Annotated in this window: 14 protein-coding genes; 7 read left to right on the forward strand and 7 right to left on the reverse strand. The window is 45.5% G+C overall.

Features of this window, described 5'->3' with window-relative positions; genetic code table 11:
* Nucleotides 1–44 precede the first annotated feature (44 nt).
* Nucleotides 45–323, forward strand: a complete 279-nt coding sequence (locus QUB63_RS17290) for a hypothetical protein (RefSeq protein ID WP_332946492.1) — start codon at nucleotides 45–47, stop codon at nucleotides 321–323.
* Nucleotides 324–884: 561 nt separating this feature from the next.
* Here the strand turns inward: QUB63_RS17290 and QUB63_RS17295 are convergent.
* Both QUB63_RS17295 and QUB63_RS17300 read right to left on the reverse strand, forming a co-directional pair.
* Nucleotides 885–2,162: a DHH family phosphoesterase gene (locus tag QUB63_RS17295; RefSeq protein WP_332946493.1), complete on the reverse strand. Its 1,278-nt coding sequence runs from the start codon at nucleotides 2,160–2,162 to the stop codon at nucleotides 885–887.
* Between the two features lie 479 nt (nucleotides 2,163–2,641).
* Entirely contained in the window at nucleotides 2,642–3,139 is a 498-nt protein-coding gene (locus QUB63_RS17300; protein ID WP_332946494.1) for an HNH endonuclease, read from the reverse strand.
* Between QUB63_RS17300 and QUB63_RS17305 the strand changes: the two genes are divergently transcribed.
* Both QUB63_RS17305 and QUB63_RS17310 read left to right on the forward strand, forming a co-directional pair.
* Nucleotides 3,139–3,351, forward strand: a complete 213-nt coding sequence (locus QUB63_RS17305; RefSeq protein WP_332946495.1) for a hypothetical protein — start codon at nucleotides 3,139–3,141, stop codon at nucleotides 3,349–3,351. The genes QUB63_RS17300 and QUB63_RS17305 overlap by 1 nt on opposite strands.
* Before the next feature lie 134 nt (nucleotides 3,352–3,485).
* Nucleotides 3,486–3,950 carry a COP23 domain-containing protein gene (locus QUB63_RS17310; RefSeq protein ID WP_332946496.1) on the forward strand — a complete coding sequence of 155 codons (465 nt, stop codon included), beginning with the start codon at nucleotides 3,486–3,488 and terminating at the stop codon, nucleotides 3,948–3,950.
* A gap of 194 nt (nucleotides 3,951–4,144) precedes the next feature.
* On the opposite strand, the gene QUB63_RS17315 is transcribed toward QUB63_RS17310, so the two are convergent.
* Nucleotides 4,145–6,886, reverse strand: coding sequence for an AAA-like domain-containing protein (locus QUB63_RS17315; protein WP_332946497.1), 2,742 nt, complete (start codon nucleotides 6,884–6,886; stop codon nucleotides 4,145–4,147).
* A gap of 224 nt (nucleotides 6,887–7,110) precedes the next feature.
* On the opposite strand from QUB63_RS17315, the gene QUB63_RS17320 reads away from it, so the two are divergent.
* Complete coding sequence (locus tag QUB63_RS17320; protein ID WP_332946498.1) at nucleotides 7,111–7,884, forward strand: 5-formyltetrahydrofolate cyclo-ligase; 774 nt, start codon at nucleotides 7,111–7,113, stop codon at nucleotides 7,882–7,884.
* A 71-nt stretch (nucleotides 7,885–7,955) separates the two neighbouring features.
* Here the strand turns inward: QUB63_RS17320 and QUB63_RS17325 are convergent, their stop codons facing one another.
* Nucleotides 7,956–8,555, reverse strand: coding sequence for a Uma2 family endonuclease (locus QUB63_RS17325; RefSeq protein WP_332946499.1), 600 nt, complete (start codon nucleotides 8,553–8,555; stop codon nucleotides 7,956–7,958).
* A 331-nt stretch (nucleotides 8,556–8,886) separates the two neighbouring features.
* A complete protein-coding gene (locus tag QUB63_RS17330; protein ID WP_332946500.1) occupies nucleotides 8,887–10,764 on the reverse strand; it encodes an AAA-like domain-containing protein in 1,878 nt (625 codons plus the stop codon).
* 278 nt (nucleotides 10,765–11,042) lie between these two features.
* On the opposite strand from QUB63_RS17330, the gene QUB63_RS17335 reads away from it, so the two are divergent.
* From QUB63_RS17335 to QUB63_RS17345, 3 genes are all read left to right on the forward strand, one after another.
* Complete coding sequence (locus QUB63_RS17335; RefSeq protein WP_332946501.1) at nucleotides 11,043–11,219, forward strand: hypothetical protein; 177 nt, start codon at nucleotides 11,043–11,045, stop codon at nucleotides 11,217–11,219.
* Nucleotides 11,220–11,250: 31 nt separating this feature from the next.
* Nucleotides 11,251–11,601, forward strand: coding sequence for a hypothetical protein (locus tag QUB63_RS17340; protein ID WP_332946502.1), 351 nt, complete (start codon nucleotides 11,251–11,253; stop codon nucleotides 11,599–11,601).
* A 414-nt stretch (nucleotides 11,602–12,015) separates the two neighbouring features.
* Nucleotides 12,016–13,338 (forward strand): serine hydrolase, encoded by a 1,323-nt coding sequence (locus tag QUB63_RS17345; protein ID WP_332946503.1) that lies wholly within the window; start codon nucleotides 12,016–12,018, stop codon nucleotides 13,336–13,338.
* Nucleotides 13,339–13,581: 243 nt separating this feature from the next.
* Here QUB63_RS17345 and QUB63_RS17350 read toward each other — a convergent pair whose 3' ends face one another.
* Together QUB63_RS17350 and glgA are read right to left on the reverse strand one after the other, a co-directional pair.
* Nucleotides 13,582–13,956: a DUF4342 domain-containing protein gene (locus QUB63_RS17350; RefSeq protein WP_332946504.1), complete on the reverse strand. Its 375-nt coding sequence runs from the start codon at nucleotides 13,954–13,956 to the stop codon at nucleotides 13,582–13,584.
* Between the two features lie 379 nt (nucleotides 13,957–14,335).
* Nucleotides 14,336–15,811 (reverse strand): glycogen synthase GlgA, encoded by a 1,476-nt coding sequence (glgA, locus tag QUB63_RS17355; protein ID WP_332946505.1) that lies wholly within the window; start codon nucleotides 15,809–15,811, stop codon nucleotides 14,336–14,338.
* Nucleotides 15,812–16,126 lie beyond the last annotated feature (315 nt).

Here is a 16,126-nt window from a genome sequence, read left to right on the forward strand (position 1 = left end):
CTAAATCAATATAATTGTTTGTTTCAACTCGTCGAAACCGATTTGTGATTGGAGAAAAAAAAACGAAAAATTTGTGCGGCTCTAAAAACAATGATGAAATTTTATTAGTTGGGTTTTTCCCTGGTTTAGTAAGTAATTTATATATTTGGCTGGGCGACTTGCTGATTGTAGAGTTTTTTGATGACCAACTATCTAAAATATTACTATACAACTCGCTCGATATATTACAAGTTGCCGAAATTTGTGATTTTATATTCAACCGCCGATGTAGGCAGAGTAACGCCGATGCTTTTCCTGAAGAGAGAAACAATGCTTGCAATTGAAGTCTATTATGCAGTAATATTATGTTGGCAAATTCCATAAAAAATGTTGCCCGTGAGGACTTGAGTCCTCATCCAGAGGACTCAAGTCCTCACTGGCAACTAATTTTATTGGTAGGCTGTTGTGCATTTAAATTGTATATTTTTGATCGGACATCAAAAATTATACGAGTTTTCAAAATTTCTGCAACTGTCGCATGATTTTTGATAATTGCATCAGGGGTGTCGTTAGTAGAGAAATTGGTTTTTATGCAGATATTGTTGATGTATCCACACCCTATTAATAATCTGGCACTTCTGAAAACAGGTGCGTCGAAGAGCGAAACTTTGGTTTTTATGTAGAGATTGTTGATGTATCCACACCCTATTAATAATCTGGCAATTCTGAAAACAGGTGCGTCGAAGAGCGAAACTTTGGTTTTTATGCAGAGATTGTTGGTGTATCCACACCCTACTAATATTCTTACAATTCTGGAAACAGGTATAATTGTCCTCTTTACCAGTCTAAAAATATAGATAATCTAAATGCAGTACAGGTTACTATGCTGTACTGCTGTTACCTAGTTAATGGTCGTATACAGGATTATCTTGGGGACTAATTAAATTCATCAATTTTTGCTTGATCTGAGCGTCGAATACTTCCCATTTGTGCCTTGCATAATCGCTATTTTCATTACCGCCGGAAAGAAATCCTACCGGAATTTCAAAACCTCCAGCTTGACTTCTGCCGCCTCCAAAAAAGCGTCCTTGAGCATCTTGGCCGAAGGCTTCTTTAATAAATTCGTCGGGGTCGAGAGTCAGTTTATTTGTTCGCAGCGAGCCGATTACTACTTCAATTTCTTCGTCTTTGTCGTGTACAATTGCGTAGACAACTGCTGTGTGTACGTTCTCTTCTGTTACTAGAAAGTCCGCTGCTTGGGGAATGGAATCCCGATCGTCATAACGGAGGTAGCCAATACCGGCGATCGAGAAATTGTTCTGGACGGTGCGGTGTTTGAGCGATCGCTCGATCGCATCCATCACCCATTTAGAACGAGAGGACTGCAACACCGCATTCAGCAACTGCGGGTCATAAAATCGGCTCAAATAAGCCGCAGCTAAGAAGTCCTCCTCCTGTGCTTGTCTGAGGGCGTTGGTGTCCGATCGCAAACCGTGCATCAAAGCTGTAGCGCACTTGACGTGCAGGCTGACGCTGCCGTCGAGACTTAGGAGTCCCGCCTGTAAATACTCGGCAAAAATCGTAGCTGTAGCGCGGATTTGAGGGCGCAAATCCGTAAATTCTGCGTTCATTTCCCCCTGCAAATTGTGGTGGTCGATAACTGCTGCGATCGGAACTCCCGCCCCTAAAATAAACTCGGTTAAGTTACAAGTCGTGCCTTGGTTGTCGATAAAAACGCAGCCCCCAAATGCCGACAAATCCTTCGTTTTTGCCGTTTCCAGCGTCCAGCGCTGCAACGGCAACCCTGTCAATTTAACTAAGGCAATATTTTCTTGGTGGCTGAGGGCGCCGGCGTAGATCATCTCGCATTGGATATCGTACTGTTCGGCGATTAATTTGTAAGCCCAAGCGCTCGAAAGTGCGTCGGGGTCGGGAAAATCTTGCAATAATATTAACTGGCGATTGCCTTTGTGCCGATCGAACATTTGGCGCAATTCCTCGATTTTGCGATCGTGCAATTCCTCGCGCAGGCTGGGGCGATTCTCTTCGGAAGCAACTTCGGCTTTGCTGCGCCGTTTTCCAGGCGCACTGACTCCGGGTACAACCTCGCGGCTGGAGTCAAGCTCACCTTCGCGATTATTGCCAGATGTTCCATCAGAATTGATAGAGAGGTGGTCTTTCATTGTTAAACATTAACCATTTATTTAATTTAGGACTTACGGACGAGCGGCCAGAAACCGGGTTGATGGACGAAAATTATGCGCTGCAGTCCATAGATTAGGCAAAAACCCGGTTTCTTTGATTTTGGTGCGTCCAGGAATGTAATTCTTTCAGGACTTGCGCGCCAAAAGCTCTTAAACCCGGTTTCTTTGTAGGTGCTTCCTTGTCAAACCCAATATTTCTCACCCGAAACCGGAGTTATAGCAATCGCCACAGCGGTGAGGACATAAATAACCTCATGAATAGAGCCGAGAACCCATAGCATAAACGGTTTGATTTCCGTACTGTGCAACTGTCAAGCAGTCCACTGCTATAAGAGCGTAAATTCTCTCTTTAACTATTTAACTTTTTAACTCAAAACTATCCGGCGGGCACTCGCAGGCGCCCCCCTACAACTCAGCACTTGCGCAAAAAACCCCCGCGCTTGCTTGCGACAGGGGTTTCAAAGGCCGATTACATATTTTTGCCATTCTTGGTGCATACCGCTCTTAACGTGTCTAGTCACTTCAAAATAAAGACCGCTGTGAGGTTTCCTCGGCGGATAGCGCAGCAGCATTCCCGCTTCCTTCGGGGTGCGGCTGCCTTTATTGACATTGCAGCGCACGCACGCCGTAGCGAGGTTTTCCCAACTGTCGCCTCCGCCGCGCGATCGAGGAATCACGTGATCCAGGGTCAAATCGTCCCCGGTATAGCCACAGTATTGACAAGAGTGGGCGTCCCGGTGCAAGATGTTCCGGCGAGTCAGCGGAATATCCTTATAGGGAACTCGGACGTAATGCCGCAGTCGAATCACAGTTGGTAGCGGGAAGTTTGGCGCAATAAATTTCCCGTTGTGTTCTACCTGTTCTGCTTTTCCTTTCAGCAACAAAACTACCGCCCTTCGCCAATTGGTGATGTTGAGCGGTTCGTAGGAGGCATTCAGCACCAGAACGTTGCCCATTGTTGATTATTAAAGAGAAGATTTTTATTGATGCTAACACAGGTTCCTATTTAGGGGGGGCCCGCGGGCGATCGGGTACTCTCGATCGCAAAAAACCGCGAACAACCGTACCTTTACCCTATACCTTCGCGCCCGATCCCCGGAGGCTGCACGTATTTTCTGCCGAAGCGTTTGTAGCGCCAGAGCTTGGGCGTGAGTTTGGGCGAAGATAAGGTCAGTATGCGCGATCGGCAAAAATTTACAGAATAAATTTTATTTTTTTCCCTAAATGCCTAATCTTCCCGGCAAGCAGCAGCCTAACTTTTTAGAGTATTAGTAACCTTAAATTAAAAAGCTTATCACCCCCATGAAATTTCGGCTCTTAAAGTCAGTTTTTAGCGCCTCAATTATTGCCATTGCCACTCCGATTTTAGCAAACAGTCCCGCCTTTGCCCAAACCCCGTCATTTTTCTGCGGCGCTGCTGGCGGTCGCCCAGCGACAATTGCTGTCCAACAAGGCAAAAATATTCCTGTTATTATGTGGGTAGCCGATAACTATTTCAATGAATCAGGAGAAGACGCAATTACTCGCTGCACCCGAGTCTCGGGAATTCTCAACAACTCGCAACCCCAAGGAAGCTGGGATAATATTGTCACAGCAGGTGCATCGCCCAGCGGTCAACTAATTATTTGTGCAGCCAATCCTCAAGACGGTTCCTGTAGATTATTATATCAAGTACCCAAAGGGCAAAATCCCGAACAAGCCCGACAAGAACTATTAAGAAGAGTCAAAAATCCTAATGTAAGTGTTTCGCCTGTCAAGGTAAATTAAACAGTTGACAGTTGACCTGGGACAGTTGACAATTGATAGTTGATAGTATTTGTAGGGTGCGGATACATCGATTATCCCAAAAAAGAGCGACAATCTCATAGCGACGCACCGAACACACCCTACAAACCAGAATCAAAAAATTCCACGGGTAGGGAAACGACATTACCCTGTGCGTATTTCCCATGCTTTTATTACTACTTGCAGATAGTTGAAACCCTTCTCAAATACTCAGGTTGACTGCTGAGAAAATTGCAGCTTTGCTTCAGCAATTCTTCCAACCCTTCAACCTGTCTCAGCCAGACAGTGCCGTTGCTTCCAGCTACAGCAATTTGCTTTCCATCTCGACTCCAACCGACACTAACAACATTCTCCTCAAACTCAAATTGAGCAACCTGCCGCCCCGCTAAATTCCACAGCCGCACAGTCTTATCAATTCCCACGGTAGCAAGCCGTTCTCCGTCCGGACTAAAACTAATTGATTTCGCATCTAAATGCAAGGTTTGAAATTCATTAACTAATTCTTGGTCTGACAGGTTCCACAGCCCGACTTTGCCGTTCAATGTTACTGTAGCAAAGCGATACTGCTGTTGGGCCGGACTGAAACTAATCCCAATTGCCTGCACCGGCAGTGTTTTTTCCAGTTGGCCCGACAAATTCCAAATCCGCACTGTAGATTTGCCGTCTAAAGTCGTTAAAAAATCGCCGCCAGGACAAAAATTTACGCTTCTAACTAAGCCGTTATGACCGGGAAGTTTCACGCTAGACGATATTAATTTTGGCAGTTTAGACAAGTTCCAAATTGCAGCACTGCTGTCTATTCCTGCCGCCGCTAACAACTTTGCTTCGGGACTGAAACTGATGCTGGTGACAGAGCCTTGAATTCCTTTAAGTTGAGAAATATTTTTACCTGACAAATTCCAGAATTTAACTGTGCTGTCCCTTCCTGCGGTAGCTAAAAAATTCCCGTCCGGGCTAAAGTTTACCATATTAACTGACTGCTGCCCAGCTTTCCATTCAGCAACTTTCTGCCCGGAAAAGTTCCAAATCCGAACTCTACCGTCTATGCCTGCGGTTGCCAAAATTTGTCTGTGCGGGCTAAAACTGACGCTGGTAACTGCACCTGCATGAGCTTGCCAATTCATCTTTCTTTGCGGAAGCGATGATACTTTAATCTGCTGTTTGGTGCTAATTTTATCGAGAATTACTTGTAAGGCTAACAGCGGTATAGTTGCCGGATATTGTTCTAGGTGCGGTTTGTTTTTAACCAAGGTTTTTAATCTTTTACCAGAGGCGATCGCCCTCAGTAAAGCTTCTGATAAAGCTTGGCTGTTTTCGGTTTTTTGAGATACTGCCAACAGTAAAGCATCGCTGCCATTTTGTTCGATTTCAATACTTGCTTGTGCTAGTTTGAACCGCTGGTAAGCGAGAGTTGAAAAGCCGATCGCCCCAACTAACGATGCTGCCAGTACCGCCGAACCAATTCCTATCCACTGTTTGGCTTTTTGCTTGGCTGCATCAGCTTCACTCAAAGCTGTTTCGGCATCGCGCGCAGCTTTTTGGGTTTCTAGTGTAGCTGAATGCAGCAGTTGATTTTGGTCGCTCAAAATCAGTTTTTGGCTGGCTGTCAAAAACTGAAAATCTTCGTTTCTCAAGCTTTTATCTGCCGCCCAAACTAATGCTGACTGCAAATCCTCCCCTCGCAACAGTTGGGAATCATCTTGAGAGTTAGAATTCAGCCACACTTTGATAGCTTCCGAGTAAGGCGAGAGTTTTTCTAATTTTTGGGCGATTAAGTCTTTGTTAAATACAGCTTGATAAATAGGATTAGAAATTGTTAATTTTTCCCGGCGCTTGACGATTAATCCAGTCAATCGCAATTCCATTTGTTCCGCACTACCATCGGGGACAATTTCAGCTTGCTGTAAAATTTGCTGGTACAATCCGAGTCTTCTGATAATGCGCTGGTTTTCTTTGAAAAGCCGATCGCGAATTGTGGACAAATGTTCGGGCACATCCTGAGATTCCCAATTCTCCACGATTTTCAAGCGCACTACCTTCTCAACCCATTCTCGCGGATTTTGAATGCGATCTTGCTCCCCCCCTTGACAAGGGGGGGCTGGGGGGGGTAAATCCGGAATTAAATGTGCATTTTCAAAGAGAAGTTTGCACAGCTTTTGAGTCAAAAACGGTTGCCCGCCCGTCCAATACAAAACCTCTCTCAAAACTTCCCCAGAGCGGTCTGTCAGCTCTGCCAACCCCGCTGCTAGCGGTTCAGCTTCTGTTTCGTCAAAACCAGTTAATTCGATCGCCCTGCCGATATTAAAAGGCGTGTTGCTGCTGGCATTTTTGTCGCGGCACAAATCCGTCGGCGATGCTACGCCTAACAGAGCCCACGTCAGGCGATCGAACTCTGAGTTATTGGCGCGCTTGTTGTAGCACGATCGAATTAAGGCCAAAAAATCGTCGGCGGGAAAATCCAGGGCGAGAATGCTGTCGATTTCGTCAATAAAAATGACAATATTGCTGGAAATGTTGGCTAAGAGTACGGTTTCGATGAATTCGCTCAATCTTTGAACCGGAGTTAAAAAATTGCGATCGCGCCACCAAGTCCGCACGTTGACAATATCCGACAGATTAAAGTTATTTTCGAGAATGCGGAGCAACCCAGCATACCACTGTTCGGGAGTCACGCCGCGGTTGCCAATTTCCGAAATGTCGATCGCAGCACAAGCAATTCCCTCATTTCTCAACCGTTGAATTGTCCGCACCTGCAAGCTAGATTTGCCCATTTGGCGGGAATTCAAAACATAGCAAAATTCCCCCGCCTTCAATCCGTTATAAAAGTCGTCATCAGCTTGGCGCTTCACATAATTCGGAGCGTTATTGGTGAGACTGCCGCCGACTTGATAGTATGATGGTTTGGGATTTGTGCTCATTACCTAATTTTTTACATAAAGTTAATTGTAGTGCGATCGCCAATCTTATCATATAATAAACTGAACCCATCAGCCCCTTACTTGGCGAAAATAAATGTTTAGTCGATCGCACTCTCCCCCCAGAAACCCGGTTTCTTTGTAGATTTTTCGCAACCCAACCAAAAACTCGTAGAAACCGGGTTTCTTGCCCCACGCACGATCCTTTTTATTATATCCGACTATCTATGAATACTGAGTGGAGCGGCCATCATGGCGACAAAGACCAATTAAGAGCAGAAATTTGGTCGTTACTGAAACAAAACAACGCATCAATTCGCGATCCCTTCGGCCACATCCCAAATTTTATCGGAACCCAAAAAGCGGCGGAAAAACTGGCAAATTTACCAATGTGGCAACAAGCCGCATCAATTAAGTGCAACCCAGATTCGCCGCAAATCCCCGTGCGATTGCGCGCTTTGCTAGACGGAAAACGCTTGTATATGGCTGTTCCCCGCTTGACAGACGATCGCTGCTTTGTCGAGTTAACCGCTGAGGATTTGCACAGGCGCAACATCCCGCTAGCAGAAGCTGCGATCGCAAAAACAGCAATTACTTGCGGGCGGTTGGTAAGTTTTGAACAAATGCAGCCAATTGACTTAGTAATAGTCGGTTGCGTAGCCGTGACGCGCCACGGTGGACGCACTGGAAAAGGAGCAGGATTTGCTGATTTGGAACTGGCGATGTTGCAGGAATTTGGGTTAGTAAAAACTGATACTCCGATTGTCACAACGGTGCATCCTTTGCAAATTGTCGCTGATTCGCGTTTGCCAATGCAGCCTCACGATTGGGCGCTCAATTGGATTGTGACTCCCGATGAGGTAATTGAAACTAATACAATTTATCCGCGTCCAACGGGGTTAAACTGGGAAGAATTGCGGCCGGAACAGTTAGAAAAAATTCCTATTTTGCGAAAGTTAAAATTAGAAATTGTAGGGGCGGGTTCAGCGTATAATTTATGAGAAAAGCGAGTAGATGGGTGCAAAACCCGCCCTCTCCCCATGTAATGTTTATTTGTAAATTTCCATCAAAATTAAGGTAAAAGAGCACCTACATCGATCGCCCCAATTGCAATCCCTTCAATTACCACCGGCAAAACAGCCGATCGCCCGTAAATCAACATTTGCCCGTAATCCGGCGCTTCGGAGTTTCCCGAAGGTCGATCGTACACCTCAACCTGTCCTTCCACAAGATTTACAATCCAATAAACGGGAATTCCAGCGCGGGCATAAGTTTGTTTTTTGATCGTGCGAGATCGCCCAAGCGTCGTATCCGATACTTCAATCACAATAGCAACATCTTCAGCGCCCGGATGGCGATCGAGATACTGTCGCGTATCCCCTCGCACAACAACTATATCCGGTTCAGGTTCGCTATTTTGCAGCGTAATCGGTTCCTCAGAATCAACATACCATCCGGGAGGTAAAATATTCTCCAAAGCTGTTCTGACAAGGCGAGTTGTCACTCGATGCGGCGGATTTTTTGGCATTTTGAAAACAAGCCATCCCTCCAGCAGTTCTACTGGGTCGTCATCCGCCAAAATGCCAGCTTGAATCATAGCATGATACTGCTCGACGCTCAAACGCAAAATCAAATCGTTCGGGATTGCTGCGACACTTTCAACAGGCGACATAATAGTCTGCGGGAGTTGATTACTTTGTTATTTTACCTCTATCTTAACATCTACTTGGAAGCCAAAATGCGCCACATAACGAAAACTGTAAAACCTAGATAGCCAAACACGGTTATCCAATCGAGCCAATTATCGGAAGTTATCAAAAAAATATCGTTCACGGGCAGCCTTTACCTGATGATTATAGTATTTAACTGCATTTTACATCTAATCTGGTTTAAATATTTTGCGAGTATCTTATTTGACGAACCGCGTTGGCGTAGCCTGCGCGTAGCGCTTAGGCGCTAAGAACGCGAAGGAAGAAGGGAAGAAGAAGAAGAAGAAGGTAATTTTATGGTGGGAAGGAAGTATTTCCCAAGTGCGAGCGAAAATATTGCCGGTACAGTTCGCACCTCGGAACGCACTCGTTACCATGCAATTTTACCAAGCCCAAGCTATCTAATTTAAACGCCTGTATCGCCTTTAATGGAACGGGACTATCGGCTGCCGCAATCTCTCTCATTCCCTCCGCTAATTCGGGATATTCTTCTAAGTTCCACAATTGGCGGCGCAGGTGGTCGCTATAAATTCCTCTATCGCTGGCAGCGGTTTCTTTTAATTCCTCAAGCGTCAAATCCGATCGCGAAATGTGATATAATGCAACTCGCACTAAATACGGATGACCGCCGACTATTGCCGTCAGTTGCTCAACTTCGGCATCTGACCAATGCAAATTGTGCCGCGCTGCTAAGTCTTGGATTTGCTGAGGGTTGAATTCGGGCAAATCTACGGGCAGTCCGACGTTGAAGGGCGATTGATTGATGTTCATCGGGATGTAAACTTCGGTGGAGTGTACTACAATTAATCGCAGTTTTTTCCAGATGTCGCGCCTCTTTGATTCTTCGTGCCACGCCCGCAGCAGTCCTAAAAAGTCTTCTGCTATGTCGGGATATTGGAAAACGCGATCGAGCTCGTCTAATCCTAAAATTAAAGGACTGTCGATTTGCGGCAAAATGTATTTTTCAAAGTAATCTTTGCAGTTGACTTTGCTGCCGAAAATATCGTCCCAATAATCGTCTAATTGATTGGCTAAGTGCAACTCGCGCCCGACGTAAGCGCAAAACCATTTTAAGAATTTATCTAAGTTGGCAAATACGGCTTTATCTACTAACTGAAAAGTTAGCGGCACTGTGCAGTAACCTTGATGTGCTCCGTGATGCAAAATTCTTGCCATCAAGGAGGTTTTGCCCATTTGTCTCGGTGCTTTGATTCTAATTAACGCGCTGGGCTGTACAATTGTTTGATAGCAGCGTTCTTCTATGGGCTGGCGTTCTACATAAAATTGAGAGGCGACATCGACTTGTCCTCCGGGTAATTCCGGTTCGGCGGCGGGTTGGGGTATTTCGTCGCTGCTAATTTCTAATACTTGGTTTGGCGTTAAATCTTCCGGTTGTTCTTTGACTGGTGCGGGAGTTTCTGCGAGCAAATTCAGCACTTCTTCGATTATAATTTCAGTGTCGGCGTCCGTTTGCCATTCCCTCTGTTCGATTCGGTACAGGTAGCCGCGCAAATCGTGATTTAGAGGCGCACTCAGCCCAAAACCGACGCGAATTGGTAAAATTATTGGTTTTTTGTCAGGGCGGGAGTCTTGCAGTTCTTTGGCTTGCTGGACTTGATATGTTAGCAGTTCGCTTTGGCTGACGGTTGGCGGCAATAGCAACAGCAAATAATCGCATTCTTTGAGGAAGAAGTTAATGCGATCGAACCAATTATCTCCCAATCTAATGTTATTTTCTGCTGTGAAGACTGTATGACCGATCGCACTTAAGGCCGTTTCCAACTGTTTTCCCAACTCGCGATCGGGTTCGGCGCTGCGATAACTCACAAATACTTTAACATTTCTGCTGCTGCTGGCTGTTTCCCCCGCTGCGGGCAAATTGTCCGACTCGCCGGCATCTTCGGCATCATCTAGTTTAGCCGATCGGTGGTCGCCATTCGTCAGAGTCAGATCGAAAGCCGCGAACAACTGACGAATTTTACTCAAATCCGCACCTTCTCTACCCTGCTTGATTTTGCTGACTGTATCGATACCCACGCCAGACTCGGCCTCGATTTCCGTCAGAGTACCTCTAATGTTATATCGGTCTGACCATTCTTGGAGCGCCTCGTTAAGTTTCTTTAAGCCGGAGGCAGTGAGAATGCGACCGCGAGATCGTTTTGACTTGAACACTTCGCTTGCACTTAAAGGGGAAGGAATATAGGAAGTTTAACGCCTTAACTCCCTATTTTAAGCGATTTTAAGCAAGATAGTCAGCCAGCCGGAATTTAAGGAATTTTACTTAGGGAGGGTTTTTAGGAGCTCGCAGGACTCAAACTCCTTCCTGATAACGCCTTCAACCTTTGAATATATTTTAGTACAAAAAAGTTTTCTTAACTCCCCAATCTCCCTTGCGAGTCACCACTGATTTTTTTTAGAGTTGATACATCAAGCCAAAAAGGAGCATCAAAATGAGTAAAATTTTACACAGACTGGCAATGGCCGCTTTAGGAACCGCAGCGATTTTCACAATTAATACACTTAACAATTTAACCGAAGCATCAGCGGCTGGTAAATTTGACCAACAACCAGAAATTCATCAAAATACAGTTTTTTCAATTCCAGTACCGAGTCACTTCCATAAATAGGCAAACTCATTCATTTAATTAAGGAGAAATTATGAAGTCTACACTTTGCTCGCCGCAACCTACCGCTACAGAATCTGACTTGGTTGATGCTGATGCGATCGATGCCTGCACTGCACTGGCGTGGGTAGAATTGGTAGCTTTAGATAACAGCGCTCTCACGGGTGATGATTGGCTGGTGCTGTGCGATGATATTGATAGCGGAGAAATCTACCGCGGCTGGTTTCTGTGGCACGATCGCGAAGTGAGCGGTAATTGGGAAGCTTACGACCATTTGAGCGATCGCCGATTTGTTGCTCCAAGCCAAGTTTGTGTCCAAAGTGCGATCGACTCGATCGAAGATGCTAGAAATCGCGCGATCGCACAACTAGAATTTGTTATCTAAGGCAAATACAATTCGTGACGACAAAACCCAAATTCGGCGCATACAATTCGCGACTGAATACACTTTCTTTCTTTGGCGCGAGACAGAAATAAAAAGGGGTAATACAACCGGATTTGATATAAGTGCCGGGAACAGAATATTCTCAAAGAAAATAATAAACTTTACGGTTGCGGGCAAGAGTTGACTGTATGATGCTAGGTGGTTTGCAACGACAAAGCGGTTGAGAACAATGTTCCAGCCGCTTTCTCGTTGCAGCCGTTAAACTCTTACCAGAAAGAATTGGTTGAAAGCCCCAAGCCTGAGCGGGAGAAATTAAAATCCGACTATTCATTACTCCAATCCTCGGACTTCCAGGTAGAGGTCGCTTTCCTTTCGTCAACTGTCAACTGTCAACTGTCAACTGAATCCTCACACATGACTCCAAAATTACGATGGCTGTTGCCGACTTTAATTAGTGTTTTGTCGGTCGCCCTGCCTGCAAAAGCTGATACACTAACATCCTGGCACTTCGACACCCGCCAAAATCAACTCAATTTAACCACAGATTCAGGAGTCCAGCCGGAAGTTAAACTAATCGCCAATCCCACCCGCTTAGTCATTGATTTGCCGGGAATAGTCTTAGAATATCCCGAAAGTCCTCAAAGCTACAACTCAGCTATTCAACAAATTAGAGTCGGGCAATTTGACACCGAAACTACCAGATTAGTGATAGAATTAACTCCAGGTTATAAACTAGACCCGCAAAAAGTCCGAGTCCTTAGAGAATCGGCAACGCGCTGGTCGTTTCAGTTACCAAATCCCGAGCAAATAGCAGCAAACGAGTCTTTTCAACCAGCAGCTATTACCCAAATCGAACAAAAATCCGGTCAAGTTCCCCTAACTGTTGCTTCAGCAGATCCGAGAAACTATGCTGCTGATTTGGCGATGCGCACCGGTTCGGAAATGAGCGCGATTAAGCCGCAAGTCGAAAGTGCGATCGAACAGTACAAATCCCTAAACGCCGGAATGTTTTTTCTGGATTTAGACACAGGAAACTATTTGGATATCAAAGGCGATCGAGTATTTCCGGCCGCGAGTACAATCAAATTACCAATTCTGATTGCATTTTATCAAGATGTAGACGCAGGCAAAGTTAGCCTCGACGAAACATTAGTTATGAAGTCCGACTTAGTAGCCAGCGGTTCTGGAACAATGCAAGACGAACCAGATAACACTCGGTTTAGCATCAGAGAAACCGTAGATAAAATGATTACCATCAGCGACAATACAGCCACCAACATGATTATCGAACGTTTGGGGGGAATTGCTAAACTCAACGAGCGTTTTCGCACTTGGGGATTAACAGATACCAGAATTCGCAATTGGCTCGGCGATTTTCAAGGCACAAATACCACAAGTTCTGTAGATATGGTAAAGTTGCTGGCCATGCTGTCTCGCGATAAATTAGTTTCCGAATCGAGTCGGGAACAGGTGTTAGAATTATTGCGACATACTACCACCAGAACATTGTTACCTTCTGGTTTGGGACGAGGAGCCGTAATTGCTGATAAAACTGGAGATATCGGTTTTGTAGTTGGCGATGCCGGGATTATTGATATGCCCAATGGCAAGCGTTATTTAGCTGCAATTTTTGTGAAACGTCCTTACAACGACCCGATTGTCAGAGATTTTGTGCGTCGGATTTCGCGGATTGTTTATAATTATTTAGACCAACCTACGGCGAAAGTATCGAATTAAGCTGTTGCGAATTTCTCGTTTCCAGGCTCTGCCTGGAAATGAATACCAGGAGGCTCTGCCCCCGGTAAAATGAGACTCGAAACAGCGAAGCAGAGCCTCGCTTATATGCGTTACTTTCGCAGAGCCTAGTAACGAGAGTAATGCCATTACGCGACAAAAGAGCAATCCCCAACTCTGGGATTGCTCTTTTGTCGCGCCATTACAAATTAGATGATTGAATGACTAATGACTGCGGACTAATCACTACTCTTTGCGCTCGACAACCACAGTCAAATGAGCCACAAATGCCCCCACTGTCGCCAGTACAGCAGCAATTGGAAATACTACAGCCCCTGCAACGCCGCCTACCAATCCCGCCATCAGCGGAATGTCTGCTAAAATCCGCCCTTGGGAGTTTTTGATGACGAGGCGGCGGAGTTTTCCTTGCTGAATTAGTTCTTTCACTTTACCAATTAAACTGTCGCCGCTAATCTTAAATTCTTCGACTCTAACTTTTTCCTCAGTTGCAAATTCTGAAGCGAATAAAGGAGTTTCAACTGTTGGGTTGGCTGAATTTCCGGCCGCTGCTGTTTCGTCTTGCAGAATCGTTACTTGTTCTTCTAGTTGTTGTGAGTTCATTTTGTGTAGGGCGGGCGAACACCAGCCGTTTAATTTCTATACTTCTATCTTGTGCGATCGCACTTGGCAACGACAGGCAAGAAAACCCTACAATCTGCATTCGTACTTTCCACCCCCGCCTTTTTACTCAAAACATTATCTCAGTTGACAGTTGACAGTTGACAGTTGACAGTTGACAGTGGACAGTTGACAGTGGACAGTTGACAGTTGACAGTTGACAGTTGATAGTTGACAGTTGACAGTTGACAGTTGACAGTTGACAGTTGACAGTTGACAGTTGACAGTTGACAGTTGATAGTTGTTACCTACTACTAATCAACTAATGACTAATGACTACTGACTGCTGACTACTGACTACTGACTACTGACTAATTCCGCCTTATTTGTGTCGAATTAGCTCGTAAATTTCCACATAGTCTTTAGCTGGATATTTCCACGAATTGTCGCAATTCATCCCTTGAATCATGAGTTTTTCAAATTCATCATGATAGTCATACCACAATCCGATCGCCCGATCGAGCGCCGACTCTAAAGCGTAGTAGTCCGTTTGGTGAAATACGTACCCGTTGCGCTCTTCGGGCAAGTGGTTGGTGTCGTAATCGCGATCGAACACCGTATTCACCAAACCGCCAACACCCCGCACCACAGGCACCGTACCGTACCTCAACCCGATCATCTGAGTCAGCCCGCAGGGTTCGTAATTGCTCGGCACCACAATGATATCCGCACCAGCGTAAATTAAGTGCGACAGTTCCTCATTAAAACCGAGTTCCAAATGGCAGTCGGGATTGTCATTTAAAACCCATTTTTCGTGCTGGAAATGTGAGTTAATTCCCGCTTCAGTCGCCGAACCCAAAAGCACGAATTGCGCGCCTTTGCTCAGAGAGTAATAAATTGCGTGGTGGACGAGGTGAACGCCTTTTTGGTCGTCCAAACGGCCGATAAAGGTAATCAGAGGCTTGTCAGCATCGCGCAGTAACAGCCGATCGCGCAAAGCTGTTTTAGTTTTGGCTTTTCCTGCCAAATCCTCCTGAGTGTAGTGGTGCGGAATATAGCGATCGCTCTCGGGATTCCACACATCGTAATCGATGCCGTTGAGCACCCCGCGAAACTTGTCTTGATATATATGCAAAGTGTGGCCCAAACCGTAGCCGAACTCGCCGACGTGAGCTTCCCAAGCGTGGTGCGGCGAAACCGTCGTCACAAAGTTCGAGTACACAATGCCGCCTTTCATAAAATTGATGGCAAAAGGGTTAAAATTATCTCGCAGGCGATCGTACTGAAAATAATAATCCTCTCGATTCAAACCCGTTGCTTGCAAAACCTCGCTTCCGCCCATACCTTGATGTTTGAAATTGTGAATGGTATAGCAGACTCGCTGATTTTCCATCCAATTGTATTTATAAATTTCAAACAGCATGACTGGAACCAAACCAGTTTGCCAATCGTGACAGTGAATCACATCCGGGCGCTTGTTGCTTCTGAGCAAAAATTCCAAAGCAGCTTTGCTGAAAAATGCAAACCGCATATTGTCATCATTGCAACCGTAATAACAGCCTCGGTTAAAAAAGTTATCTTGCGATCGAGGTTCAATGAAAAAACACAGCACCCCGTGAACCCAGCCGCAGTAAACATCGCATAAGATTTCGCCGCCGTACCAGGGCACCGCCAGATCCCGATAGGCATCGTGAAGCCCCCAAATGTGGTCGTACCTCATGCAGTCGTATTTGGGCACAATAATCTCGACGGCGTGGCCGGAATTCTGCAACTCCCGACTCAAACCGTAAACTACGTCGCCCAAACCCCCTGCTTTGATGACGGGGGCGCACTCTGAGGCAATTTGTACGATGTACATTTTTTTTGCTGGCTCCTGGATGAATCAAAAAAATATTTTCTTAACTTGACAAAGTATATGATTTCTCAGCAAATAAGCAAGTCGCTCGTTGGACATAAAAGGGCGATCGCGCTTCCAGCTAGCGGAATTGGGGGCTGTGGCCCATAACCGCAGAGGAGACAAAGAGCACATCCGTGGGGCCACCTTTAAAATCGACAAATACCTCATTTGCTCGCATTTGTCAAATAAATATTTTAAATTTTAATTTTCCGGAATTTGCGCGAAAATTTCTCGCGCGAGGCTGATAACTGATTGTCAGACAAAATCTGTTTGCCT

The organism is Microcoleus sp. ARI1-B5, assembly GCF_036705795.1.
Taxonomy (GTDB): domain Bacteria; phylum Cyanobacteriota; class Cyanobacteriia; order Cyanobacteriales; family Microcoleaceae; genus Microcoleus.